This is a genomic window from Telmatocola sphagniphila, from assembly GCF_018398935.1.
GTDB classification, from domain to species: Bacteria; Planctomycetota; Planctomycetia; order Gemmatales; family Gemmataceae; genus Telmatocola; species Telmatocola sphagniphila.
In genome coordinates this window covers 536,164-563,015 of sequence record NZ_CP074694.1, presented here as the reverse complement: position 1 = coordinate 563,015, position 26,852 = coordinate 536,164, and the positions used below count along the sequence as shown (strand labels likewise).

General features: G+C 52.1%; 19 protein-coding genes and 3 tRNA genes. 13 read left to right on the top strand and 9 right to left on the bottom strand.

Translation table 11 applies throughout. The annotated features are described in order from the left end of the window. The first annotated feature begins 117 nt into the window (after window positions 1-117). Together KIH39_RS02495 and KIH39_RS02490 are read left to right on the top strand one after the other, a co-directional pair. Window positions 118-663: a YceI family protein gene (locus KIH39_RS02495; protein ID WP_213497698.1), complete on the top strand. Its 546-nt coding sequence runs from the start codon at window positions 118-120 to the stop codon at window positions 661-663. A gap of 58 nt (window positions 664-721) precedes the next feature. Next, window positions 722-1,588, top strand: coding sequence for a hypothetical protein (locus KIH39_RS02490; RefSeq protein ID WP_213497697.1), 867 nt, complete (start codon window positions 722-724; stop codon window positions 1,586-1,588). 4 nt (window positions 1,589-1,592) lie between these two features. Here the strand turns inward: KIH39_RS02490 and KIH39_RS02485 are convergent, their stop codons facing one another. Next, window positions 1,593-2,576, bottom strand: coding sequence for an ROK family protein (locus KIH39_RS02485; protein ID WP_213497696.1), 984 nt, complete (start codon window positions 2,574-2,576; stop codon window positions 1,593-1,595). Window positions 2,577-2,751: 175 nt separating this feature from the next. Between KIH39_RS02485 and KIH39_RS02480 the strand changes: the two genes are divergently transcribed. Continuing rightward, window positions 2,752-4,356 (top strand): ArnT family glycosyltransferase, encoded by a 1,605-nt coding sequence (locus tag KIH39_RS02480; protein WP_213497695.1) that lies wholly within the window; start codon window positions 2,752-2,754, stop codon window positions 4,354-4,356. 658 nt (window positions 4,357-5,014) lie between these two features. Further along, on the top strand, window positions 5,015-6,103 hold the full coding sequence (locus KIH39_RS02475) for a M20 family metallopeptidase (RefSeq protein WP_213497694.1): 1,089 nt from the start codon (window positions 5,015-5,017) through the stop codon (window positions 6,101-6,103). On the opposite strand, the gene KIH39_RS02470 is transcribed toward KIH39_RS02475, so the two are convergent. The 4 genes from KIH39_RS02470 to bamA all read right to left on the bottom strand — a co-directional run bounded on the left by KIH39_RS02470 (window position 6,104) and on the right by bamA (window position 11,337). Further along, window positions 6,104-6,622 (bottom strand): YkgJ family cysteine cluster protein, encoded by a 519-nt coding sequence (locus KIH39_RS02470; RefSeq protein WP_213497693.1) that lies wholly within the window; start codon window positions 6,620-6,622, stop codon window positions 6,104-6,106. It lies immediately after the preceding gene. A gap of 3 nt (window positions 6,623-6,625) precedes the next feature. Beyond that, window positions 6,626-7,726 carry a D-alanine--D-alanine ligase family protein gene (locus KIH39_RS02465; protein ID WP_213497692.1) on the bottom strand — a complete coding sequence of 367 codons (1,101 nt, stop codon included), beginning with the start codon at window positions 7,724-7,726 and terminating at the stop codon, window positions 6,626-6,628. 79 nt (window positions 7,727-7,805) lie between these two features. Next, window positions 7,806-8,870: a sialidase family protein gene (locus KIH39_RS02460; protein WP_213497691.1), complete on the bottom strand. Its 1,065-nt coding sequence runs from the start codon at window positions 8,868-8,870 to the stop codon at window positions 7,806-7,808. Between the two features lie 130 nt (window positions 8,871-9,000). Continuing rightward, window positions 9,001-11,337 carry an outer membrane protein assembly factor BamA gene (gene bamA / locus KIH39_RS02455; protein WP_213497690.1) on the bottom strand — a complete coding sequence of 779 codons (2,337 nt, stop codon included), beginning with the start codon at window positions 11,335-11,337 and terminating at the stop codon, window positions 9,001-9,003. Window positions 11,338-11,761: 424 nt separating this feature from the next. Between bamA and KIH39_RS02450 the strand changes: the two genes are divergently transcribed. The 5 genes from KIH39_RS02450 to KIH39_RS02430 all read left to right on the top strand — a co-directional run bounded on the left by KIH39_RS02450 (window position 11,762) and on the right by KIH39_RS02430 (window position 17,848). Then, complete coding sequence (locus KIH39_RS02450) at window positions 11,762-12,280, top strand: type 1 glutamine amidotransferase domain-containing protein (protein ID WP_213497689.1); 519 nt, start codon at window positions 11,762-11,764, stop codon at window positions 12,278-12,280. Window positions 12,281-12,410: 130 nt separating this feature from the next. Then, on the top strand, window positions 12,411-14,222 hold the full coding sequence (locus KIH39_RS02445; protein WP_213497688.1) for a hypothetical protein: 1,812 nt from the start codon (window positions 12,411-12,413) through the stop codon (window positions 14,220-14,222). Between the two features lie 636 nt (window positions 14,223-14,858). Continuing rightward, window positions 14,859-15,773 (top strand): formylglycine-generating enzyme family protein, encoded by a 915-nt coding sequence (locus tag KIH39_RS02440; RefSeq protein ID WP_213497687.1) that lies wholly within the window; start codon window positions 14,859-14,861, stop codon window positions 15,771-15,773. A 150-nt stretch (window positions 15,774-15,923) separates the two neighbouring features. Further along, window positions 15,924-16,550, top strand: coding sequence for a UbiX family flavin prenyltransferase (locus KIH39_RS02435; protein ID WP_213497686.1), 627 nt, complete (start codon window positions 15,924-15,926; stop codon window positions 16,548-16,550). Continuing rightward, entirely contained in the window at window positions 16,547-17,848 is a 1,302-nt protein-coding gene (locus tag KIH39_RS02430) for a glycerate kinase type-2 family protein (protein ID WP_213497685.1), read from the top strand. The genes KIH39_RS02435 and KIH39_RS02430 overlap by 4 nt, the downstream gene beginning before the upstream one ends. Before the next feature lie 32 nt (window positions 17,849-17,880). Here the strand turns inward: KIH39_RS02430 and KIH39_RS02425 are convergent. Beyond that, window positions 17,881-17,965, bottom strand: a tRNA-Leu gene (locus tag KIH39_RS02425). A 247-nt stretch (window positions 17,966-18,212) separates the two neighbouring features. Between KIH39_RS02425 and KIH39_RS02420 the strand changes: the two genes are divergently transcribed. From KIH39_RS02420 to KIH39_RS02410, 3 genes are all read left to right on the top strand, one after another. Continuing rightward, a tRNA-Met gene (locus tag KIH39_RS02420) sits at window positions 18,213-18,287 on the top strand. A 6-nt stretch (window positions 18,288-18,293) separates the two neighbouring features. After that, window positions 18,294-18,366 (top strand) — tRNA-Gly (locus tag KIH39_RS02415). 25 nt (window positions 18,367-18,391) lie between these two features. Further along, window positions 18,392-18,817 carry a hypothetical protein gene (locus KIH39_RS02410; RefSeq protein ID WP_213497684.1) on the top strand — a complete coding sequence of 142 codons (426 nt, stop codon included), beginning with the start codon at window positions 18,392-18,394 and terminating at the stop codon, window positions 18,815-18,817. On the opposite strand, the gene KIH39_RS02405 is transcribed toward KIH39_RS02410, so the two are convergent. Then, the gene (locus KIH39_RS02405) at window positions 18,810-20,561 is read right to left on the bottom strand and encodes a DUF885 domain-containing protein (RefSeq protein WP_213497683.1); all 1,752 of its coding nucleotides are present in this window, start codon (window positions 20,559-20,561) and stop codon (window positions 18,810-18,812) included. The two genes, KIH39_RS02410 and KIH39_RS02405, sit on opposite strands and share 8 nt — an antisense overlap. 126 nt (window positions 20,562-20,687) lie before the next feature. Then, window positions 20,688-21,860: a nickel pincer cofactor biosynthesis protein LarC gene (gene larC / locus KIH39_RS02400; RefSeq protein WP_213497682.1), complete on the bottom strand. Its 1,173-nt coding sequence runs from the start codon at window positions 21,858-21,860 to the stop codon at window positions 20,688-20,690. Window positions 21,861-21,997: 137 nt separating this feature from the next. On the opposite strand from larC, the gene KIH39_RS02395 reads away from it, so the two are divergent. After that, window positions 21,998-23,944 (top strand): DUF362 domain-containing protein, encoded by a 1,947-nt coding sequence (locus tag KIH39_RS02395; protein WP_213497681.1) that lies wholly within the window; start codon window positions 21,998-22,000, stop codon window positions 23,942-23,944. A 38-nt stretch (window positions 23,945-23,982) separates the two neighbouring features. Here KIH39_RS02395 and KIH39_RS02390 read toward each other — a convergent pair whose 3' ends face one another. After that, a complete protein-coding gene (locus tag KIH39_RS02390; protein ID WP_213497680.1) occupies window positions 23,983-26,739 on the bottom strand; it encodes a serine/threonine-protein kinase in 2,757 nt (918 codons plus the stop codon). Window positions 26,740-26,852: the final 113 nt, after the last annotated feature.

The window sequence follows — 26,852 nt, the reverse complement described above, 5'->3', positions numbered from 1 at the left end:
TTCAATTTTCGTGTAAGAAGAGGCCAGTTCGGTTATATATGAGACATGTATTGAGCCATCACCAACAGTTTCGGAATTAACAGGTGAAAGGCTCAATCCCATTTCTAAGGAGGACATATGATTCGTAATCTTTTCGGGCTGGTTCTGCTGGCGGCCATCGGTGCCTTTCAGGTTTCCGCGGCGGACACCAAGTTTGAACTCAGCGGGAAAAATACCGAAATCAAGTTCGTCGGAACGAAAAAAGACGGCAAGCATGAAGGCGGTTTCAAGACTTTGATTGGGTCGATCGAAGTGGAAGGCAAGGATATTGTAAAGGGCAAGATTACGGTTGAAATCGATATGGACTCGACCTGGTCGGACAATGAAAAATTGACCAATCACCTCAAGGCTCCGGATTTCTTCGGCGTGAAAAACAACCCGAAATCAAAATTCGTATCGACGAAGATTGAACCGACGACGGCTGGCTACAACATTACTGGCGACCTCACTCTCAATGGCAAAACCAAAAGCATTGTGATTCCGGCGAAAGTCACGGTGGCCGATGACAACCTCACTCTCAAGAGCGAGTTCAAAATCAACAAACTGGATTTCGGCATGGCGTACGGCAAGGGAATCATCGAAGATGAAGTCAGTCTGACTCTGGACGTAAAAGCGAAGAAGTAATTAATCTTCAGATACCGGCCGACGATTACATCGTCGGCTTATTTTTTGGGGAAACATCATGTTGCCACCCCTTCCCCCTCGTCATCTGGTCCTGGAAGCCTTTCGAGAAGAAATTCTTCCCACTTTCATCGCGACTACCGCCATTCTCGGACATTCTCTCTGGCTTTCGGGACGTAAAAACTCTTTGCTGGCGACGGGTTACGCCTTGATGGCCGGATTGATCGCAGGGAACGCCTTTCGCGGATTGATTCCGCTGAAGCCGGAAAAAGCCACCTGGCACTATCTGCTTTGGATAGCTTTAGGGATGACGTTACTTGGGACGGCTTTACGAACGGTGAAGTTACGATTCGATGTGCTACTACTCTTCAAAGTAGTTCTGGCAACGATTGCAAGCTGGTTCCTGGTTCCGGCAGAATACCAGGAAAATCATCAATGGGTCCTTGAAGTCTTTGCCGTGACGGTCGTCCTGGAATGGTTGACATTAGAGCGTGTTTGCTCCCGAGTAAACGGGTTTTCAATCCCTCTGGGACTCTCCATGACCTTCGGTGGAGCTTCGATTATTCTGCTCTACGCACACAGCGGCCTATTTTCTGACATTGCAACCGTTCTGGCCGTTTCGCTTTTTGGAATTGCTTGCTTAGCGATGTTCGCCGATATCGACTGTGGGGGTATCGCCCCAGCGATGGCAGTACTGCTTCCCGGTTTGCTTCTGGCGGCACATTATGAAACCTACAGCGAGGTCGAGCTCAAGAGCTTCCTATTGGTTGCTCTGAGCCCTCTCGCCTGGTTGCTGTTATTGATTTGGCCCTTGAATAGAATCCGCAATCACTGGATTCAGCTGATTCTCTCGCAACTATTCATTCTGATTCCGGTGGTATTGGCCGTTATCTTTGCTATGCAAGCCGAAGAATTGGATTTTGGCTGATCCTTTATTTCGATTTCAACCAGAGTTGACGGGCACAGGCCGCCGCTCCGATGAAACCCGCATCACTTCCCAGTAGCGCGTAGCGAACTTCTGTCTTCGAAGCCGGTACCGGGAAGGCGAGTTCGCAGATGTGGTAGCGGATTCGATTCAGGAACGATTCTCCGGCCGCGATCATTCCTCCCGCAAAAACTATCGCATCGGGGTCGATCGTATGCATCATGTTGATTGCCCCGACTGCCAGATAATACGCCGTATCTTCCACGATGGTTTGTGCGAGAGTATCTCCCTGTTCCGCGGCGGTGAAGATCGCCCGGCTGGTGAGTTCGCTTTCCTTTTTGTTCAGAAGTTGGCGAAGCACGGAATGACCGGAATCCTTTTCCAAAGCCTCTACGCAACGCTTTACAACAGCCGTGGCAGATGCGTAGGCTTCCAGACACCCCAATCGGCCGCAACCACAGCGGCGGCCATTAGTCATCTCAATTTTCAGGTGTCCAATTTCTCCGCCGTGGCTGTGTTCCCCTTCGAGAACGTAATCATTGATGATGATTCCGCCGCCGACTCCAGTACCCAGTGTGAATAGAACCATGCTTTTTGCAGTACGGCCGGCTCCCACCCAGTATTCGCCGAACGCTGCAGCATTGGCATCGTTTTGAAAGGCCGTGGGAATTTTGAAATGATTCAAAATATGATCACGAACGGGCACATCCCGCCAAGGTTTGAGGTTCGGCGGATCCAGAATCAAGCCGGCTTTGATATCCATGGTGCCCGGCGTGGCCACACCGATTGCGGCGATGTCGGCTAGCTTTTTGTTGGCGGCTTCCACCGCTTTTCGAATAGTGTCGCACATGGTGGCCAGGCCATGATCCTGACCCTTATAGGATTCGGTGTCAGATACCACGGCGGGACCGGCCAGCCCGTCGGAATCGACGACGGCCGCTTTCATAGTAGTACCACCGACATCTAACCCGACAAAATACGCTTTACTCATGTTAGATCCATCGATCAGACATCCTAACCGACGCCTGAATGTACGTTCTTCACCGACTGTTGGTCTTCCGCAACTTACTGGAACCGCTTATATTACGCGGTGTAATGGGTTTCAGAAAGATCATTCTGCAAGGCTTAGGATGAACCGATTTTCGCAATCTTCGAAATTGCACTTAATGATCCTAACGACGGTAATGGCTTTGTGCACATTCCCCAATCTCGGCACGCATAGCCTGTGGGATGTCGACGAAGGTGTTAATGCGGAAGCCGCCCGGGAAATGCTGGAGGCCGGCACTTGGATTGTGCCCACTTTTAATTATGAACTGCGCACGGCCAAGCCGGTGATGCTCTATTGGTGGCAGATGGCCTCCTATAAGCTTTTTGGCATCTCCGAGTGGTCGGCAAGGCTACCGAGCGTCCTGGCCGGTTTTGGTACGGTGTTTATCACCTACTTCCTGGGTCGACGCATGTTCGATGCGATGACGGGTTTGATCAGCGGTTTACTCCTGACGACAGCCATCGAGTTCTGTCTACTTTCCCACACGGCCAGCCCGGATTCTATCCTGGTATTCTTCACTACCCTGTCCTTCTATTGTTTCTGGCGATTTTCAGAAAATGGTGGTCGAGGGTGGTTCATTCCGATGGCCGCCGCATGCGCCTTGGCGGTCCTTACGAAGGGGCCTATCGGAGTGGGTCTGCCTGGGCTGGTGGTCCTAGTTTATCTGGGTTGGAACAAACAACTCTCGCGGCTATGGGATCGCAAGCTGATTCAAGCCAGTTTGGTTTTCCTGCTCCTGGCATTACCCTGGTATGTGATGGTCGGCGTGGAAACCCGCGGCGAATTTCTCCGAGTCTTCTTCGGTCGAGAAAATATTTCCCGATTCACGACGCCCATGGAAAACCATAGCGGTAATCCGTTCTTTCATCTGATCGCCTTGATCATTGGTTTCGCTCCAGGCAGTATTTTCCTCGGCTTGGCATTTTGGGAAGCCGTCAAACAATGCCGAACTTCCCAACTCGACTATGCTCCGTACCGATTGTTGTTGACCTGGTTTGCAGTCTATCTCGCGGTTTTCTCCATCGCGGCCACCAAATTGCCGAACTATGTGTTTCCCCTTTATCCAGCGACGGCTATCGTGTGCGGACGATTTGTGGAACGCTGGCGAAGTCAGCAAATTGCGGGCTATAGCTGGGGGATGCCGGTAGCGTTGAGTGCCCTTTTACTGGTCGGTCTGATAACCATAGCGGGTCTTTTAATCGCCAGCGGTGCCATCACCCTACCGATCAAAAAGATGCGCGTTTTTCCTGGGCTCGAGAAAAGCGCCTGGGTGGGAATGTTCCCGTTGCTGGGTGCAATTGCGGGTTACTACTTTTGGCTTCGCGGAAACCGGAATCGAATTCTGATGTGTATTACGACGAGCGCCGTGGGGTTCATGACCTGTCTTGCGGCTTTTCCAATCTTACAGATGGACCAATACAAAGCACCGCGAGCTCTGGTCGAAGAGAGCCAACTCCGGCAACGCGAAAGGGATATTCGTATAGCCTCGATTTACTGGTTCAAGCCCACGACGGTCTTCTACACCCAACGGGAGATTCTAAAGTTGGAACATCTGGAGGACGCAGTCAGTTTCTTGAATTCGCCGCGGGAATCCTATCTGATTTTGACGGAGAACACCTGGAAGGAATTGGAGAAGGACCTCCTCAGGCCATTTCGATTAGTCAGCCAGCATTACGATTTTTACGAAGACAAAAATGTGCTGGTAATCAGCAACCGTCCGTAAGGATGTGACTTGATTGAAAGGTCAAATGAAAAAGGATGCGACTTATCGCATCCTTCGATTCCAACTACCACATCTCACACATTACTGCGGAGGACAGGGGTTTGAGGGAGAGGTCGGACCGGTAGGAAGCGGCAATGGTGTCCCAGGACCCGGAATCGTGGGGGGGAACGAAGGGCCGAATGGACCTGGTTCCGGAGTAACAGGATCATCAAGATCCATAACTTGAACGCTATTCAGATTAACACTTTGCGCGTGGAGAGCGTTCTGGCTCGCAACGGCAAACAATGACAGCAGTGCTATCATTGCAAACTTAACGGGTTTCATCAGTTTGCTCCTGATGTCATCAAAGCAGCTCTAGTCGAAATGAAGGGGTTTGGCTGCAGGACGACTCTCATAGTTATAAAACATCGATACCCTAAAAGTCAACTGAAATTATGTGTCTTTTTTAATAAAAATTCCAGCAGCAGCATGAAATTCTTGGCTTGAGCTCTGAATATTTGGCGTAAATTGAAATTTGAGTTATTCTTAGGTCATAGGATTTACAATAATTTGCGGCTCAAAATGGATCCCAAGGTTGACTTCCTCACCCGAAACGACTGATTTTCTACCGTTACCGAGACTCCTGAGAGCACTCGTTCGACGAAGTAGCATAAATCCCATGGGTTTAGTGGAAACGAAATCGTTCCACTTCGAGAGAAGGGTGAGCCTCTTTTTGGAAAAATGGGCAAAACGCCGCAAAATGGAATGCACGCGGCAACCCGTTGCTCCTTTTCGCGACAACGTCCTGATTTCGCACCACTCTCCCCAAGCCAAACGGACCATTCTCCTCGAAGTTCATCAGGACACTGTGCCAGTTGAAGGAATGACAATCGATCCTTTTGCGGGAGAGGTTCGAGACGGAAGACTGTTCGGTCGTGGAGCTTGCGATGTCAAAGGCGGCATGGCATCGATGCTCGCTGTGATGGATCGACTGAATAGGGAGAAACCACCTCAGGCGGCCAACGTGATCCTAGCCTGTACCGTCGATGAAGAGCACACTTTTCTCGGCGTTCAGGAATTGCTTCGTCGGGGGGTCCAAGCCGATTTCGCAATCTGTGCCGAACCCACTAATCTGCAAATAGTAGATACTCATAAAGGCGTGGTTCGCTGGCTCATCAAAGTGCCGGGACGAGCCTGCCACAGTTCTTACCCGCAGGAAGGCGTTAATGCCATTTACCGGATGGGGCATCTCCTAAATGTGATTGAGCAGTATGCCGATCATCTCACTCGACTGGAAGCCGATCCTCGCCTGGGAACACCTACCATTAGCGTGGGGAAAATTCAAGGTGGAGTGAGCGTCAACACGGTTCCCGACTTCTGCACTATTGAAATCGACCGAAGATTGCTTCCCGGAGAGAAGCCGGAAGACGCTCCGCTAGAACTCGAAAAATTCCTGATCCAGCATCCCGTCATCGATTTTCCATTTATCATCGAACCAAGCTGGCTCGCCTGCCCAGCTTTGAAAGCTACGAATAATCACGAAGTCCTACGGCGATTGGGTTCGGCCATTAATTCCGTGACTGGTAAGCACGAGATACTGGCGGTGCCCTTTGGCACTGATGGTTCGAGTATCGCCGAAGCCGGGATTCCCTGTGTCGTTTTCGGCCCGGGCGACATCGCCCAGGCACACACCAAGGACGAATGGATCGAGCTCAAGCAGGTTGAACAGGCGGCGGAAATCCTCTACCGTCTTTGCACGGCCGATTGATTAGCGGCTACTTTTTTCGCACTCTTCCGCGAGCGCGATTTCCTCAGCGAGTGTGACTACCGCCTTTTTTTTCGATTCCTTCGGATTTAGACAGAACAGATCCCACTGTTCGCCCCCATATCCCCATTGCCGGATATACCATTCGTTCGTGTCTTCATCTTTAGTTAGGGGAAACAGAGCACACTGAATCGGCTTATATTGGTAGGCAGCACCATCCTGGGCTCCGATTTTGTGCAACACACAGCCCTTATTGAAAAATACACAATACTCCTCGATCACGCGCAACATGGGAGCACCCAGTTTCGTCCGCTTGCTGAGATAGCCGTCCTTCTCAATCAACTTTTGAGCCACCGGTCTCAGGTGCGGCAGGACTTCCTCAAGCTTCGAATCGATTACCTTCTTTTCCTGAGGCGTCACGCTCGGGCGACCATTTTTGCAGCAATGACCTTCACAACCCCTCCCGAAAATGCATTCAAAGGTCGCCGTTTTAGAGTTCACGATCGGCAATGAAAAAGCCATTTTTCAACTCTCCGATTCCTGTCGATATGATTTTGTAGGTAATAAAAGATGCGTGGAAGGGCGACTGGGTAAATCGGTCAAACGGCCCGCACGAAACAGGGCATTGCGGGCAAGATCCCGAACTTGTTCGTGGAGCGATCTTCCCATCGCTTCCAAAGTCAATTGGAAGAAATAACTCAAAAGATAAGGATTCGGATTAACTTCCAGGATGTAGGGAACTCCTTTTTCGCTAAGCCGGATATCGAGACGGGAATAATCTCGCAATCCGATACAGCGAAAGGCCCCCAGGGCGACTCGCTGGATCTCCTCCATCAACTTGGGCTCAAGATAAACCGGCAAATCGAAAAAAGAGGAATTGAACTCTTTCGATTCGTCCAGCCATTTGGCACTGTATGTGTAGATCGGCCAAAGATCCGAGGAATTGTTATAGTCGAAGCGCAATTCGATTAAGGGTGTCAGAGACAATTTCGAAGCCGCGCGGCCACTTTCGTAATCTTCGAGAACATGGATGTGAAACTCGCGGCCGTCTATGTATTCCTCAACTAGGACCGGTTCGCCATACTCCGTACCAATTCGCTCGACCTGCTCGGCCAGATCCTTCTCATTCGTTACGACATTTTTTTGGGAAATACCGACGCTCGCATCCTGCGTAATTGGCTTCACCATCGCCGGCCAGTTATAAGGCCAGGTGATCTTCGTCTTAAGCTCCACCACCTGAAATCGCGGCGTGGGCAGACCGGCCCCCTGCAGCAAGAATTTCGTACGGACTTTATCGCGACCTAAAGCGATCGCCGAAGCACTCGAACCGGTAAAACTGACGTTCATCCATTCGAGCAAGCCGGCACACGAAATTTCCGTGGCATTCTGATTGGCCAGTCCTTCAAACAAGTTGAATACGGCATCCGGGCGGAAGGATTTCAAAGCATCCAGCAGCACAGCAGGATCTTTGGAGAATCCCACGCTCTCGACTTGGAAATTCCCCTCTTCCAAAATCCATATCACATCATCCCGAATATCCAACACGTCCACTTCCGATGCGTAATCCGGATGATAGGGAGATAAGACCGGCTCGTTGAAAATAACCAGCACGCGAGGTGACGACATGGACGCTACAATTTCCTTCCGGTATTCGGGATTCCTCTAACTTACAAGTCTCCAAGCTTCTCGTCGCCCCTCCGCTCAATCAATCGGGCCAGACTCCCGATTTGAACTCCTTCAAGACGAATTTATTCGGGTCCAGCACCACATGTCGCACCCGTTCACGCTTCCAGGTGTAAGTGATGTGCACCAGACCATCGCGGGTTTGGATGACCGCCGGATAACTGAATTCCCGAAACGGGTCGTTTTCCAGGATCATAGCCGCCTTCCAGGTTTCTCCATTCTCAGAAACCGCGACATTCAAAGGGGACCGAGAAAGAGGCGTATGATTATAAACCAGTAGTTGCCGGCCATCTTTTAACGTAACGGCATCCGTACCGGAATTCGGATTGGGCAAATCTAAAAAACGGACTTTGCCCCAGTGCAATCCGTTATCGGAGGAGGCGATCTGAAAAATTTTTCGCTGTTGCGAACGGCCGACCGCCAAAAGTTGATCTTTACCCCGCAGCAGAATACTGGGTTGAATAATGCTTGCTTCGGACTTGGTGTTCACCGGTTCGGTGGCATTCCAGGTTTTACCGCCATCCGAACTTCTCTCGAAATGGACGCGCCAACCTTTAGTCTCATCGCTCGTCGGGCAGAGAATATCACCATTCGATAACTGAACCGGCTTATTTTTAATCGGCCCAAGAATGCCCTCCGGCAGTCGACGGGGCTCCCCCCAGGTTATCCCACAATCGGTAGAGGTCTTCAGCATTCCCCACCAGGTATCCGGGCTCGGCCCGACCTTGTAGAAGAGCATCAGCGGACCTTTTTCCGGCTGGAATAACACTGGGTTCCAGCAAGGGAGTTGTTTGCCCCCGGACTGAATGCCATCGGCTACGCGTACCGGAGCCGTCCACTTTCCGTTCTCCTGACGACTGAGCCAGATACAGACATCGGGATTTTTCTCGCGAGTTCCCCCGAACCAGGCTGCGACCAACCCTTGTGAAGTTTCAACGATAGTGGAGGCGTGACACTGCGGAAACGGCGCGGATTCATAGATGAACTCCGCGCGGACGTAGCCGGGCTGCTTGGCGATTTCCAGCTTTCGCTGATCCTCTGCGTGGAGGGAGGAAGAAAAAAGAAGAAGTATCAGCAGCGTTTTCAAGGCCTGTCTCCAATCGGGGCTTTGCACCGACCGATTGTAAAGACTATTTGCTCCCGCGCAAATCAAATTTTCAGGATAGGGCAATATGCAGACAATTGCCCTGAAATTGATCGATCCAGACTAAACGACATCAGTTGTAGAAGCCGAGCCAGAAGCTGAAGACCTGAGTCTTATCCCCATCCTTCTGATTGATTGGGAAACCGAAGTCGAGGGCCAGCGGTACCGGGCCAAACAACTGCGGTACCGAGATTCGCAGACCGGCCCCCACCGTCACGCGGTAATCGTGAATACTGACGTTACGCTCAACAGTACCGGAGTCGATGAAGCTGACGAAGTAGATCTTATCGCTGGCCGCGACGGGAATCTGATATTCCACGCTATTCATGAGCGAAAAATTTCCACCCACTGCGAAGTCATCCACTCGGGGACCCACACCCCGGAATTGGAAACCTCGGATGCTCTGGAAGCCCCCGGCGTAAAATCGTTCGTAGATAGGCGTATCGCTCCCGGCAAAGCCGACCTGACTTCGTACCTGCAAGACCTGTCGGCCGCTCCCATCCGCCCGTTCGTAAAGCGTGAAGTACTTGCTCATTTCCGCCGTGGCTAGCCCATAGGTATAGGTGCCTTCAACCTGTTCGTAGCCGACGTTGATGATCTCACCCTTGGTCGGTCGAAGATAAGAATCTCTCGAATCATAGGTTAAGCCCAATCGTTCGCCGATCAGCGTGCTATGACCCTGATATTTGGAAACATCGATAGGAGCATACCAGGGCACTCCCTTGACGTTCACATCTTCCAGTCGAACTGCCGCGTTCACGGACCAATTATCGTCGAGTTTTCGTCCGATGTTCACACGGGCGCCCAGCCGATCTTCGGTGTATTCGGTGTAGGTTCGGGTGAAGTAGTAAGCGCTCAGACCGAGACTATAAGGACCATCCATCAAATAAGGCTCGCGCCAGCTGGCGGAGTAGCGCTGCGTCTGAGTACCCGGCATCGCTTCCAGGCGGAATTCTTCGCCGCGTCCTCGGAAGGCTCTGCCCTCGAGAATATCTTCAAAGCTGGTCGGTAGACGGAAAGGGTCGAAGTTCTGCTCGTTGAGCACGATACTACCGGTGATCCCCGCATCGGAGTTCACACCCGCCCCGAACATCAACCGGCCGGTCGGCTTTTCCTTCACATCGACCAGAATATCTTTGAATCCGGGCGGACCGGTTTCCGAATCGAGAACGGTAATCTTCGGTTTCTGTTCGTCATCGAAAATCCCCAGTCGAGCTAGGTTCTGCTCCCCCTTGAGAATATCCGGGTAACTTAAAATCTGACCGGGAAGAATCGGAATCTGCCGACGGATGACGTTATCGCGAGTAACTTCGTTTCCGCGAATCAGAACTTCCTTCACACGCACGGGCTCTTTTTCTTCAACCACGTAGCGAACTTCAACGACGCCCGGCTGAGTTTCGTTGGGAACTTCCTGGACGATTGCTGGACGGCCACCGTAACCGTAGTAATTCTCGATTCTCTTAATGTCCGCCGTGACGACGCCTTTACTGTAATTCTCGTTTGGCTTGAGATCGGCGAGGGATTCGATTTTCGCTTGATCATAGGCTTTCACGCCCTCGATCTGGACCCGGCCTACCTTGTAACGAACCCCCTCTTCGACCACAAAGTAAATCTTCACCGAGCGTTGGTCGGACGACCATTCCAGCTCGCGCGAAACTCGGGCAGCGAGGTATCCGAGCGACTTGTAATACTCTTTGATCTTGTTTACATCCGATTCCACGGTCATGGCGTTGTATTCGCCGCCAATCCGCAGAAAATGCGTGCCGCTATTGATCTGAGTTTTGATTCGACCTTCGCTGACATCTCCAGAGCGCGTCCCGATGAACTTCACGCCGATCGATTCGATCTTCACCACCGGGCCTTCGACGATATCAAAGATTACCCGGGTATCATCGGTCTTTTCGCCTTCGATCAAACGAACGCTGGCAAACGGACGGCCATTCTCCTGGTACTTCCGAACGATGTTTTGGATAGCGAGACGGTTGGCGTTGGGGCTGTTCGGCGAGCCTTTACGCAAGCCAGTCAGTGTTTCGAGTTCTTTTTCGCTTAAGTGCTGTGCACCGCGGTACTCAATTTTCTGAATGACATTTTTCAGTTCGACGACCTGGAAAAAGACGTTTACTTTTCCGTCGTTGGTCATTTGGGTATAAACTTTGACATCCTGGAACCAACCGCGCGATAGCAATTTTCGCACATCGTCGTCGACTGTCACCTGGTTGTACTTCTGACCGGGACGGGTCAACACTTGGCTGAGAACCTGCTCCGTCGTGTAACGGGCATTACCCTGGACGTAAACTTGCGACACCTCTTTGCCGGTAGGTATTTCCGCTTTCAGTGCAGGTGCGCCTTGGAACAAACCAAGCGTCCACACTAAAGCACAAATGCCCAGAACGCAGCGAAATTGTCCCATAACCCATCCATCCCTTGGGTGCGCTCGTGCCGAACCCCGCACGGAGTACGAAAAGGCGCGGTTTCCCACAGCGGGACAGCTTTTAAGGGTAATCAGATTTTCTGTCAAGTCCGAGGGTTCGATGGCCGAAATCGCAGGAGACTGATTCCCTATCGGTCCGTCCCAGTCAGGCCATGGGCCGACTGAAAAGTGCTTTCACTTCACCTCTAAAGCGTAAGGTATGAGAGGAGTTTCCCCATTTAATTCTTCCCATTCTACGCACTGTTTTATCCATTTCCCCCAGAACTCGAATACGACTTCGCTAGAAGTTTGAATGGACTCCGGAACCGCTTTCCGATTCAACAAAGTAGGACAGCGAAAACAGAGACCTCCCGGCAATCTGGGCAGTCCTCTGATATTCTGAATAAACAAAGAGGAATTCGACATGAGTCTCAAAGGCAAGCGAATTGCAGTTCTGGTCGAACAGCAATATCAGGAGTTGGAAGTCTGGTATCCGGTCTATCGATTGCGCGAAGCGGGGGCGGAAGTCCATCTGATTGGTCCGGAAGCGGGCAAATCCTACCCTTCCAAACTGGGGTATCCAGCGAAGAGCGATAAAAGCATCACCGCCGTCACTTCGAAGGATTATCACGCGGCCGTGCTTCCGGGCGGATTCGCCCCGGATTACATCCGGAGAGTCCCGGCCATGATCCAGTTTGTTCAGGCTCTGCAAGATGAGGGGAAACCGCTGGCCGCGATCTGTCACGGCCCCTGGGTACTTTGTTCGACCAATGCCCTAAAAGGGAAAAAGGCCACCTGTTTCTTTGCCATCAAGGATGATGTGATCAATGCGGGAGCTCATTATGTGGATGAGGAAGTAGTCGTTGATGGGAACATCATCACCAGCCGAAAGCCGGATGATCTGCCCGCCTTCCTCCAAGCTCTGATTGCAAAATTGAGCTGAATCCGCCTCGGTCTTCCATTCATTAAGAAAAAATGAAGGAATACCGGACGAGCCGTAATCGCCCCATTACTCTCACCAAATTTAATAACACATAGATAACCTCCCTCAACTGCATTTTGGAGAATAAATCATGTATCGGCGATTCGCACTTTTATTCGTCTTCGCACTGGCAGTGGCTTCCAGTGCCCGGGCCGAAGCCCCACTGCCCGATGGCAAGTGGCTTTTAACTTCGATCGGCTCCCCGCTGATCGAGTCGAAAGTGATGATCCTGGATATCGAAACCAAGGATAACAAAACCACGGCCAAGATACTCGCGCTGCCTGGCAAGCAGACGGTTGTCATCAAAGATTCCAAAATCACCGACAAGGAAATCCGCATCACCTTTGGTAACGGACTCACGTTTCACGCCGAAATCGGTGCGGACAAAAGTTCCATCCGGGGGGCCTACGGCAACGAATCCCGTTATGGCCGCGCTAAACTCGCCCCTACCGACATGGATCGCATTGCCGCCAACGAAGTTATCACGCGGACTGTACCGCCCGCGACTTATAAAGAAGTGACGGATCTGAATGTAAAACCGATTCTGCTGCAACAGCAAATTCGTACGGAAAAAGACGCGGAAAAGAAAAAAGAATTGCAGACGAAATTGGCAGAAGCCCAAAAGGAGGCTGCTGAAAAAGTTCCCGGTTTACTTCGTAAAACGGTAGAGGAATCTTCCAGCACTCTGGCCGGAGCCACCGCAGCCAACCAATTGCTCACGTCCGCTACCAAGTGGAAAGTGGAAAAGCCGGAAGCTGAAAAGCTGGTGAAGATCATACAGACGGAATCGAAACTCTACGGGAGTCTCTTCGAACGATTTACCACTTTTTCACTGGCGAATACCCTTTCAAACCAAAAAGGACTCGAAACGCTTGCTCTCGAAGTTGCGGTACCACTGACCAAATCTCTGTCGGATAAAGATCCAACTTCATTTCAGGTGAGCGTTCTGGATACGTACAAGAGCATCCTGGAATCCAATGGCAAAAAGCAGGAATTGGCCGAGATCGAAGCTCGCCTCACCAAGCTTGAAACCCTACTGGATCAGGAATATCTCGCAACGGTGCCTCCCTTTAAGCCGGCGACCTACAGCGGTCGGAAGAATTCCGAAGCCAATCAGGTTGTGATGATGGAACTATTTACCGGGGCCCAGTGCCCGCCGTGTGTGGCGGCCGACGTCGCTTTCGACGCCTTGCACAAAACGTATAAACATAGCGAGCTGGTTCTGGTGCAGTACCACATGCACATCCCCGGTCCCGATCCCCTGACGAACACCGACACCATCGCTCGCTGGGATTACTACCGCAAGACCATTGGTGCCGACAAAGTGCGCGGCACCCCAACCACCATTTTCAATGGGGTATCCAAAGCCGGTGGCGGCGGCGGTATGGCTAATTCGGAGAGCAAGTACAAGCAGTATCGCGATATCATCGACGAAATTCTCGAAGAGAAGACTCCCGTCAAACTGACCGGCCATGCCGTTCGCACCGGAAGCGGGATTTCCATCAATCTGGATGTTTCGGGTGTCGATCCTGCTGAAAGCCTGAAACTTCGAACCCTCGTCGTCGAGGATGTCGTCAAATACGTCGGCGGCAACAAGCTGCGCTTCCATCACCAGGTCGTTCGATCCATGCCGGGTGGCGCTGCAGGCTTTGAAATCAAAGAGAAAAGTTTCAAGCATGAAGTAAAAGCGGATGTCAGCACCATTCGCCAGGGACTTACCAAATACCTGGATGATTTCGTTGCTGGCGGTTCGAGCTTTGCTAATAAAACCCGTCCGCTGGATATGAAAGATCTCAAAGTGATAGCATTCATTCAGGATGACAACACGGGCAAGGTGCTTCAGGCCGTGGAACTGCCGCTCGATGATCACGCCTCGGCAACATTGGAAACGACGAGGAAGTAAATCTCTCCTCGTTTCAAGATATAGGCGAGTGATTCACTGCTGAAGGCGGTAAATCACTCGCCTTTTCTTTTGGAGAATGAAAAAAACCTGCCCGGCCGTTTCTGAGTCGCTGATGATAGCTCTCCTGACTGCGAAATTTTTTGCTTTCTTGAGCTGAGAATTCAGTTAATATTCATCGAAACTCTCTCTCCCGGCAACTCTGGAGATTGCTTTATGTGCCTTACAATCGCTCTAGTTCTTATCGTTGTTTTTTTATCCGTGCCCAACGCACGAGCCCAAAGCCCCATACCGGATGGAAAGTGGTTGTTGAGTGCGGTCGGGGATCGGAGATTTGGGGAATCGAAAATTGCAATCTTCGAGATAGAAACGAAGGGTAATAAACCCACCGCAAAGCTGCTCTCCTCTAATCTTCGAGAAATCAACTCCGTCAAAGAGTTCAAAATTTCCGACAAAGAAATCACCATCAAACCTTTTAATCAGTAGTTTTTAATTTATCATTACTTATGTGTAGGCTTCGAAAAAAGTAAGAGTCTCTCAAAAAACTGGGGCAAGCTCACAAAATTATCGAAACACTGCCCCCATATATGGCTTTCAGAATAGCTTCGTATGCACATATGAGAATGCTAGAGCTTGCTAATGAAAATTCAAAAAATTGTACTTTTCGCAGCTTTTATACCGCTATGTTTTGTTAGACAGAATTTAAGGTGCGAATCTATTGAATCTTTAAATTTCTATTCAGTTCGAGAGATTGAATTCGAAATTTCTAAAAACATAAAGATGAAGTTTTGCTGGATCCCCGCTGGCGAAGCGCAATTGGGTTCTACTAAAGAGGAACAAGATTTTTTAGTCAGCAAAATTTATGGCAAACGTCCCAAATGGATGGATCTGGAATCTGAAAGTGTCAGGGGCAAATTTAAGACGAAAGGTTTTTGGATGGGAAAATATCCAATTACCCAAGAAGAATACACTTCAATAATGGGTAAAAATCCAAGTATCTTTACATCGTCAAGTCCCAACAATGAGTTCTATAGGCTCAGTGACACAAGGAGATTTCCTGTCGAAAATGTGTCGTGGGTGAATGCTCAGGATTTCATTGCAAAGTTAAACGACGAATCGAATTTTTCAAAAATCTCTACCGCATTTGGCGCAAAACTCTTATTTGCTCTACCTCACGAGGACCAATGGGAATATGCATGTCGCGGTGGAAAAGGCAATAAACAGCACTTCTACTTTGGCAGTTCCATAGAAGGCAAAAAAGTGCATTGTGGCAAACTGGAGCCTTATGGCACTCAAACCCTTACTATAGACCACACTTCTGAGGTTGGTTCTCATGAAAAAGATATTCCTCACCCCTGGGGGCTCTGTGATGTGTGCGGTAATATAGGTCAGTGGTGTGATAATTTTTATACAGATCAGCGTAACTTCATGGTGATAAGGAACTCCGGTGGATTTGGGAACATCGATGAATGCAGATCGGCGAGCCGAAGCTATGATGCGAGAAAATTTCATGGTCGAGGTGTCGGCTTTCGCTTGATTCTTACGGAAAGATAAATCGCATAATTCAGATGTTCCATTTTTTAAGATAAAGCGTGTGGGTGATTTGCAACCCATCCGAGGTATCTGGTTGGTCATTTCACGCTTTCCAAGTTCCAAGAATGTAATTCTTCGACGTTGAGAATGCAGCCAAACTACAATACTGGCATGGCAAGCAACGATCTCGTAGTCGCTATCACCGGGGCGAGTGGCTCCCCGTATAGCGTTCGTCTCCTCGAAGTTCTTTTGAAAGCGGGCAAAACGGTCCATCTGACCGTCAGTCCCGCTGCCGTCGAAGTTCTGGAGGCCGAGGCCGGCCGCAAATTGGACCTCAACCACTTCTCGGCCGAGGCTTTACTGGGTCCGGTCGCAAAAATTGTCCCGCAGGCCAACCTGCATTATCACAATTTCCGCAACTTTCAGGCCGGCATCGCCAGCGGTTCTTTCATCACTGGAGGCATGGTCATCTGCCCTTGCAGTATGGGAACTCTGGCCGCGATTGCCCACGGTATCTCGGAAAATCTGATTCATCGGGCCGCCGAGGTGCATCTGAAAGAGAAAAGGAAGCTGATTTTAGTACCGCGCGAAACCCCCTTAAGCCTGGTTGCTCTTCGCAACATGGTGGCCGTGGCAGAGGCCGGTGCGGTAGTGCTACCTGCCATGCCCGCCTATTACACCCAACCTCAGACGGTAGCGGACATGGTTGACTTTGTGGTCGGTCGCATTGCTGATCAATTGGGAGTGGAACATCGCCTCTTCTCGCGCTGGGGCCAGGAAGACGAGGCCGCCAAATGAGTCAAAAATCTCGCGAACAGGCGAAAGCGATATGGCAGTCGGGAGTGGACGCGGTTAAACCGTCTCGACTGTTCGATGAATTTTTCGCCAGCCAATCTACTCTTTTCAACGAGTTGAAGGCCGCAGATCGAATCCTGGTCGTGGGAGGTGGCAAAGCGGGCGCGGCCATGGCCGAAGCGCTGGAAGCTCACCTCAGCAAGTTTCTGAACCGCGTCGAGGGGATTGTCAACGTTCCCAATGAATCAGTTCGGCCGCTTCAAAAAATTCGGCTGCATGGGGCCCGGCCGATGGGCAGTAATCACCCCACGGAAGCCGGGGTCATCGGCAGTCGGGAAATGCTTCTTTTGGCGGATCAAGCTGGTCCGAATGATGTGATGATCTGCCTGATCTCCGGCGGTGGCAGCGCTCTCATGCCGGCACCCACAGCAGGAATTACTCTCGAGGACAAACAAAAAGTCACCAAACTTTTGCATTCTTGCGGGGCGAGTATCGAAGAACTCAACGGCGTGCGAAGTCCGCTTTCCGATATCAAAGCCGGGAATCTCGCCCGGCGATTTCGTGGTAAACTACTCATCTCGCTGATCGTCTCGGATGTCATCGGCGATCCCTTGGATGTCATCGCTTCCGGCCCAACGTATCTCCCCGATGCGACAACCGCGAAAAACAGTCCTCTGGAAATTCTCGCGCGAAAAGGACTGCTCGAGCAGGTTCCACCGCGAGTCATCGAAGTGTTGAAATCGAAAAGCGGACGGCTGGAACAGCAAGCGCCCCAGGCCGAAATTCGCAATGTGATCCTCGGGAATAATCAAAAGGCACTCGCCGCGGCGGCGATTACCGCTCAGGGGATGGGCTTTCATACTTTGAATCTTGGGTCTTTTTTGGAAGGGGATACGCAAGGCTTGGCTCGCGTCCATTTAAGTCTGGCTCGCAGCATTCAGATTAATGGCCTCCCGCTGCCCAGCCCGGCTTGTCTGATCAGTGGCGGCGAAACCACCGTAGACCTGCGTGGGACTTCGGGAAAAGGTGGCCGGAATCAGGAGTTCGTTCTGGCCGCCCTAACGTTCGCGAAATCGCTTCGCGGCTTAACCGTGCTGAGTGGCGGTACCGACGGCGAGGATGGCCCTACCGACGCGGCCGGAGCCCTTGCGGATGAAGAAACGGCTGCCATTCATGCCGAAGAGTATTTGAGACAGCACAATTCTTATGAATTCTTTGAAAAAGCGGGCGGGCTTCTAAAAACGGGTCTCACCGAAACGAACGTGATGGATCTACGCGTATTGCTGATTGATCAGAAGTGATTGCTGAAAGCTGATCGCTGACAGCTTTCCGATGGGACAGGCGGGACTCGAACCCGCACGCCAGTTACCCAGCAGTGGATTTTAAGTCCACAGCGTCTGCCATTCCGCCACAGTCCCGAAACTCTTCACGTCTGATTCATAATACAGACGGCGGCTACGAGGTCGAGGTTCCTTTGAATCGGATTCAAAAACCTTTTGGCGTCAAGCCGCTTACTCTGGTAATTTCCGAACGATCCAAAATTTTGCTACAGTTCCCGAACCCGGGACCCCGATTCCCCTCTTTTTAATAACCATCCTCGGGGTGTGACGGAGGCACGCGACCCTGCGAAGGTCGTAGATGAGGTTCGACTCCTCACGAGGGTACTGCGGGATAGACTGGAGTTGGTCCCAGCGCGGTCTCATAAGCCGTCCTACGCCGGTTCGAATCCGGCTCCCGCGTCTATTGGCGTCCATGATGTAGCCCGGTAGCCTGCTGCCTTGCCATGGCGGAAGCGGGGGTTCAAATCCCCCTGGACGCTCTCGAATAATAGGAATTGCGATCCTATGGACAGTATTGCTACTTCCGATTTGCTGCAACAATTTAACGACAAAACTCTACCGAAACCACTTTGGACTCACGAAGCCCATCTGCGTGTCGGTTGCTGGTATGTGAACCAGTTTGGACCTATCCGGGCCCTGAACGAGTTGCGGCAAAAAATCAAAACGTACAATGAATCGGTCGGCGGTCAGAATACCGATACCAGCGGCTATCACGAAACCATCACCCGGTTTTATGTGATGGCCATAGATTGGGCCTTAAAGCCCTGCGACGGGCAGAAATCGCTCGAATTGATTACTCAGGAAGTGCTGGAGAAGATCGGGCACAAGAATTATCCGCTAGAGTATTACAGCGAAGCCCATCTCATGTCCGTTGCCGCGCGAACCGGCTGGGCGGAGCCGGATTTGAAAAATTTCCCCTGGTCTACTTGATCAACTGTTTCTTCACCAGTTCCGGAAGATACTTCACTGGCAAAGTACCGTGCGACAGTGCGGCTTCGTGATATTCTTTCAGATCGAACTTATCCCCCAGCGCCCGGCTCACTTCCTGTCGCAAGCGATAGAAGACCACCCGACCCGCAAAATAGGTCGACAACTGGCAGGAACTGAGTTTCGAACGGGTGATTTTACCCAAGGCTTCCCCCTCGGTCTGGAAGGCATCCTCCATAAGCAGTTTCAGAGCTTCGGCATCTGAAAGATTCAAACAGTGCATGCGGTAGTCCAGAATCGTATTGGTGACTGCTCGCAAGTACCATTTCAGCTGATGTAAACGCATGGAGAGATCGCCTTCTCCGAAGCCCTGATCGAGCATCATCTGCTCCGTATAAACCGCCCAACCCTCGGCAAAAACGCCGCTGTAAAGAACTCGGCGAATCTTGGAAGGATTGCGGTTGCCGTACTCCAGTTGCACGTAATGCCCGGGGTAGGCTTCGTGAATGGTAAGAATCTTCAACATCGAAGAGTTGTATTCCCGCAGATAACTTTCCACCTGGCGATCGTTCCACTCCGAGGGTGGCGGGCTCACGGCATAAAGGCTCTTCGCCTTCGGATCGAGCGCCGGGGCGGGGTTCAGATAGGCCGTCGAGAACCCGCGTTGAAACTCGGGCATCTCGATCACATCGCAGCGATCCGGCGAAGGAAGCGTGAGAATTTTTTTCGCTTCGATGAATTTTTTAATCTCGGCGATGGTATTCTTCGCATCCGTTACGATGTTCTTGGCTTCGCCATGCTTTTTGCCCAGTTCCTCCAGCACCAGCTGAATCATGAGTCGTCGCCCCGCGGCATCATCCGGCGGTACCGCTTTACCCGGGAAGGTCTGAGCCCACATTTGCCGGGCGATCATGGCCATATCGTTCTTGACGCGTTCCGATTCCTTGAGGGCCCTGGCATAAAGTTCGTCGGCACTGAAGCCAAGATCGAGTTCCATCTTCAATTTCTCGGCGAATCGTTCTTTGCCGATGCGCCAATCCCCTTTGGAACGAGGCAATAGCTCGTGTTCCAGGAACGACTGGTATTCTTCGAGGGCGGCTGCCGCTTTCTTGCAGGGTTCGGTGAGCACAGAAACCTGGGGGGTTTCTCCAGCGATTTCAAAAATACCTTTGCGATAAAAATCGACGGAGCCGCGGTTTTGTTTGATGGCGGTCTGCACGAAAATTTCGGGGCAGTCTTTCAGCATTTTTTTGGTGGCTTCCAGGAGCTTGGGAATCCCCTGAATCCGAGCGGCGGCGTTCTGCACGCCGCGTGTCTTCTCGACTGTGGACTGAACTAAAAGTGTGAAGACGCTATCGGAGATATAGCCATTCCAGGCGCGGGGATCGCGTTCCAGCGGCCGGGTGAATTTGTCGTCCCATTGCGAGCGGATGAGCGAATCCCGAAAAATTTCGAAGTCGATCTGCCCATTTCGCGAGAGTTTCGTGTAGTCGATTTTGTTGGGGAGATCGACGAGAGTGTCGGCGGTATGCTTCTTTCGCGCGGCCACCGCCTGCGGCGAAAAATCATCCATGCGGTCGTCGTAGCGGTGATCCCCCAAAGAGGTCGCTTCGGTGGGATGATCTTTCAGATAAACTTCGAGCCAGGCATCGAAGTAACTGGCCAATTTTTTATCTTCTTCGGTAGCCTGACTGAAGGATGAAGTGACAAAAAAAAGAATACCCAGTAAAGCCAAAATCGACTTCATGAACTTCCCCAATCTTAAGATGCCCTGACGCGATACTCGTCGTGTGCTAGATTCGCGTTTAACTCTTCAAGATTCATATTAAGAACTTAGATCGAGTCCCGGACAAAATTGCATCTCATAGGGCAATCACTGCGCTAAGTTCGAACTCATCCGGATTCTCTCCAGAACGCCGATCAGAGATTCACCGCTTTGTCGGGCAATACGAGCCGCGTCGCTGTACTCGATTTTCGCATGGCTGGAACCATCCGGCAGTTTCGATTCTTTGACCTTCAACTCGGCGGTTCCATCCGAAATGTCCCGAGTTTGCCGATTGGCCTTGCTGCGCGTTTTCTCCACCCGTCGGATGCCTAGTGTCCGTGTTTCCCGAAAAATGATGGTTTCAATCGCTTCCCGATGGCTCGGTTCGCATAACACGCTGAGCATGACGCCTGGCCGGAATTTCTTCATCTGAATGGGCACCAGAAACACATCCAGCGCTCCGGCCTCCAAAAGACGCTCGCAGGTATAACCGATGATTTCACCGGGCACATCATCGAGGTTGGTTTCCAGTTGCCACACGACATCCTCAACACTGGAAGCCGATTTTCGGGCCTCCCCAATGAACAGTCGAAGAATATTCGGCTGCTCGATCGGGTTGCGTTTCCCAGCCCCGGTCCCGATTTTTTCAACGACCATTTCCGGTTGGTTGGTGTAATCGGTAACGATACTGGTTAAGATGGCCGCGCCGGTGGGAGTCGTTAGTTCGCCCGTATTCTTCGCACTGGCCAGCGGCACACCTTTGAGCAGATTCGCCGTAGCGGGGGCCGGCACCGGCATGATGCCATGCTCGCATTTCACGGTTCCGCTTCCCGGAGGAACCGCACTGGAAGTGAACTTTTCGACTCCCAGCAAATCCAAGCCGACGGCCGCCCCGCAGATATCAGTGATGCTATCCAGGGCACCGACTTCGTGAAAGTGGACCTTCTCCACCGGCATGCCATGCACGGCGGCTTCCGCTTCCGCCAGCCGTCGAAAAATTTTTAACGCCAGCTGCTTCTGGGGGTCGGTCATGATGCTGGTATGAATGATCGCTTCCACATCCGGTAAAAAGCGGTAACTCTCCTGATCCTGAGCGACGATGTTTACGTAGGTGGCCGCGATGCCGTTCCGTTTGACTTTTTCGATTTCCATCTCGATGGGAAGCTGGAAAGATGCGATGACTTTGCGGATTGCATCTGGATCGACGCCGGAATCGATCAATGCCGCTAAGGTCATATCACCGGAAATACCCGAAAAGCAATCAAAGTGTGCGATGCGCATAGGCTGGCCCTTCCCTTTAGCCATTGTACAGCGGAAAACAATTTCGCGCTAGCCTCTTGAATAACCGGCCTCTTTCTCCCGATATGGCATAATAGAGAAAGAGAATATTCAGCGAGCTGTTTCTATTCGAGGATCGAATGTTCGAAGCATCCCAAGCACTGGATCGATTGGTTCAACTGCAAAATGCCAACGGCGGCTGGGGCTATGGCCCCGGCCTCTATGTTCATCCCGAACCGACCTGCTACGCTCTGCTAGCCCTGAACACTCAAGAAGGGAAATATCGCGAGGCCATTACCAAAGGTCGGGCGAGTCTCGCCACACACCGCAGTCCCGAAGGGGCCTACCGTCTCGAACAAGGTCGGCCCCAGGCATTCTGGCCCACGGCAATCGCGCTTTTCACCAATAAAGTTCTGGCGGCTCCGGCTTCGGAACTGACCCAGACCACGGATCTGCTGTTAGGCGTTCAAGGAAAATCGATCACCAGCGACCCGGAATTCGCCGATCTCCTCGATATCGACACGCAATTGATCGGTTGGCCCTGGGCACTCAATACCTTCTCCTGGGTGGAACCGACCTCCTGGGCCTGTCTCGCCCTGCGACTGTGCGGCCAGGGCGAGCACCCGCGCGTGGTTGAAGGCATCCGCACCATTTTCGATCGAGCTTTTGAAACCGGCGGCGCGAATTACGGTAACCGTACCGTACTCGGCCAATTGACGACCCCCTTCCCCGGTCCCTCCTCACTCATGCTGCTGGCCCTGCAAGGCTTCGATGACGAGAAACGAGTTCAAGCCGGACGAACCTTCCTCTTCGACAGTGTTCGAGAATCCACTGATCTCGAACACCTGGCCTGGGCTATCCTCGCCCTGAGCGTCTACGACGATACAACAGAAGCCGTTCAAACGCTCAGTGCCCGACTGGAGAAAATCTACCAGTCGCAATTGGACGATGGCCGTCCGATCAGTGTGCCGCGTCATGCCGCTACCCTCCTGGCTCTCTCCACGGATAAACAGAATTACTTCCGTCTGACCGGCGAGCTTCGAAAAGCCCCCAGTCTCGATAAGCCGCGACCGGAGATTCAGGAATATCAGCTTCCGGTCGCGAAAAAAGGCTTGCTTGGAAAGGTCAAAGCCAAGTTTCAAAACGTCATGATGTCCGGCCTGGGGGCCATGCGTCCACTGCCGGAAAAAAGCAACGTCCATATCGCCGAGGCCAAATCCTACGACATTGACCTCCTGGCAATTCTAAAACAGCAGTTCGACCACTTCCGATCGACCGTTCCACTGGCCGGTAAAAAAATCGTTCTGAAACCGAACCTGGTCGAATACCACGCCGATCGACCGATCAATACGGACGCACGAGTCATTGATGCTGTCATCAGTCTCTGTAAAGCCGAAGGGGCGGCCGAAATCGTCGTCGCCGAGGGTCCCGGCCATTGGCGGAATTCCGACTACCTGGTTGATGCCAGCGGACTGCGAGAAGTTCTGAAACGGCAGGACGTCCGTTTTGTCGACATCAATTATGACGAGCCGGTCAAGCAGATGAACCTCGGGCGTTGCACCGGGCTGGAATATCTCTTTCTGCCGCGGACCATCACTTCGGCCGATGTCCTGATCTCGCTTCCGAAGCTGAAAATGCACCATTGGGCCGGGGTCACTCTCTCGCTGAAAAACCTATTCGGCATTCTGCCCGGCCAGTGCTACGGCTGGCCGAAGAATGAACTGCACTGGCGCGGCATACCCAATAGCGTGGTCGATATTGCCCTGACACAGACGCCGCAATTAGCCATAGTCGATGGGATCTGGGGTATGGAAGGCGATGGGCCGATCTATGGGACCGGTCGGTTTATGGGCGCGCTGATCATGTCCAACGATTTACTGGCCCTCGATGCCACTTGTGCCCGCATGATCGGCCTGCCCCCCGAGCGAGCCCCGGTGTTGATGCTGGCCGCCATGAAAAAATTGGGGCGATTATCTGAAGCAGAAATCTTCCAGATCGGCGAACCTCTGGACAAGTTCCGGGCCGAATGGAAATGGCCGCCGCGCATCGAAAGGTTGTTATTACCCATCGAATCGAAGACCGCTTGAGCAGAAGGAGGCTTATGCTCGTTCAGGAGAAAGCGGATTTATGACCCCTCTTTCTCCCGCTCCCGACAGATCGCCAGTTTTTCCTCAATATCCTGGAGTGCCGTCTTGATGCTATCCGACTTTTGGGCAAAAGCGTTACCCGCTTTCTGAGCCTGCGTCAACCATTCGATGGCTTGCTTGTATTTCACCGCTTCCATAGCGGTAATGCCGAGAAATCGCAAATTTGCAAACTCCTCCAACTTGTGATAACCCGAGTTTGGATCGATACTCATCAAATCGCGAATAACTTCCAGTCGTTTCTGGAAGACTTCAAGTGCCTGGGCCGGGGTCTTCCGAGTTCGGTACAGCGATCCGAGCCGATCGTAAATCAGGAGTAAGTCATTCTTGGGCTCACGATTCTTGGGATCAGCTTGCACCTGGGCCAATAATATCTTCAAGGCCTCCTTGAAAGAAGTTTCCGCTTCCGGGAATTGCTTCAAGCCGGCCTCACACTCTCCGATTCGCACCAGACTCAACCAGAAATCGCGTTGAATCTGAGTATCGTACGGCTGCTCGTTTCGAAGCTCTTCGAGCTCCCGATTGGTTTCCCGAAAATCTCCAATTGCATCGCTGTAGCCCTTATTCTGAAGTTTCGCATCTCCCAACTCGAAGAGCGCTGAAACACTATTTCGTCGGGCCTGAGGATCTTTCGGATTCGATTTCGCGATCTGATCCAGGATCTTCGCGGACCGGGTGAAAAAGTCAATCACTTCATCCGGGTAAGGTTCTTGCTTGTTGATTGCCGCTTCCCCAATCGTTCTGGCCAGATTGGAATATGAAATCGCCAGATTCCGCTGATAGGCAATCTCGGTGGGAACATCCTCCGCTAGTTTTTTGCGAATTCTCAAACTATCCCGGTAGGATTGAATCGCGCCGGGCAGATCAGACCGCTGCTGACGATCGCGGCCGTAACGCTCGTAAAGACGTCCCAGCACTCTTTGCGCTTCGCGATCATTGGGATCTTTTTCCAGAAGCTTCAATAGAAGCTGCTCGGCCTTCTGATACTGTTTGTTGGCTTCCTCAGGTCCAGCCGTTTCCAGGTTGAAATAAATGTCGCCGATTTCCGTGTAAATCTTCACTTGCTCGATATCGATCTGCTTGGCGTTATCGGCACTGCGCGAGATCTGGGTCAGCCCGCTGGTCGCTTCCGCGAGTAAATTCTTGCGGATATCCTGGGTATCCGGTCGATTTTTCAGGGCCGACTGGATCTGGTTGGCGACCTTGCGAATTGTAGTCAGCGCCAGTTCACGCTGCTCGTTTGCCAATTTCTCGGATTCCTGGGATTTGTCGAGCGCCAACTTCGTTTCGCCTTGGGCCTCCTTCGTGCGATTCTTCTCGCGATTGACGAAATACAGCCCAATACTCGACGCCAGGGTCAAGGTCATCAACACCAGAGTCAGGGAGATAACCAGACCGCGATTGCGTCGAGCGCGCCGACGCAGCCGCTCTATCCAAGGCTCGGGATAAGCGAGCACAGGTTCATCCCCGAGCCAACGATCTACCTCTTTTCCGAGGTCGATGGCCGATTGATAGCGATCCGTGGCAATCGGCGACATGGCCTTGCGGACAATCGCGTCCAGAGGGGCGGGAATGGCAGAATTGATTTCCCTCGGCCAAGACGGCGCACCGTTGGCTTTTAAACGATCGATCACTTCCGCAACCGACTTTGATCCGTAAAAGGGATAATTCCCCACAAGTATTTCGTAGAGTACGCAACCGAGGCTGTAAATATCGCTCGAGGGTTGAATTTTATCCCACTCACCGCGGGCCTGTTCCGGAGACATGTAGACCGGGCTGCCGGCAATTTCCCCCATCAGGGTATAACTAGCCGAATCGTCCCCCATCGGAAATGTCGCCGTTTCGTTCACCTCCCGGGTCGCGGACTGATTTCCACTCACCACTACCGGCGGCGAGAAATCGCCGACCTTTTTCGCCAAGCCCCAGTCGACTACCAGTGTCTCCCCGAACGGCCCCACCATAATATTCGCGGGCTTTATATCGCGATGCAGAAACCCGCGATGATGGGCATACCCCATCACATTGCAGACATCGACAAATCTCCTCAGCAAGGATCGCAGAGCCAGACTGGTCTCAGTCGTCTTGCCAGTCTCTTTTGCGTTCTGATGATATTTGCTGATCTCCTGGGAAAGCGGATCCCCCTGAACAAAACGCATCGCGTACCAGGGCTTGTCCGGCGCATTCCGACCCCGGCCATAGACCGGCACCACGCCCGGATGCTCGAGGGCCGCAGTAACTTCCGCCTCCGTCCGGAAACGCGACAAGACCTGAGGAGTAATATGGCGATCGTTCCGCAACTCTTTAAAGGCTACTGCTCGGGCCAGTTCCTCGTCCCAGGCAAGCGAGACCTGACCGACGTTGCCTTTTGCGTGGACTTTCTGAATGCGATAGCGGATGGGCGAACTCGAATTCACGGCAGAGGATTTCGAATTCAAAAATTCGGGCGTGGCCGATTGAACCACGGTATTGAGCGGCGATTCGCTCGAAGCCTCGGGTAAATAGGATCCTTCCGTGGTTTGATCGGGGTCCAGCAGCGGATTCTGTAGCGAGCCGGGAGCCGTTTGGTCCAGAGAATTGATCGGCCGAACGACGGCTTGCTGCGAACCGCCGGGAGCGGTGTCATTTACCGCGTCGGCCTGCTTAGGTTCTGAATTCGGCGGATTCCCCGGTGCAGTTTGATCCAATGCCGTTGGCGGAAGTCGGGGAGTTCCTGTGGACGGAATCGTATGGTCCAACATTGAAGCCACCGCAAAGAGTAGGGAAAAGCTCGCTTACGGTTATTCTACCAGACGAAAATGGCACGGGGTGAGAAGAAAGAACTTGAACCGGTGTCAAATTCTCTCCCCTCACC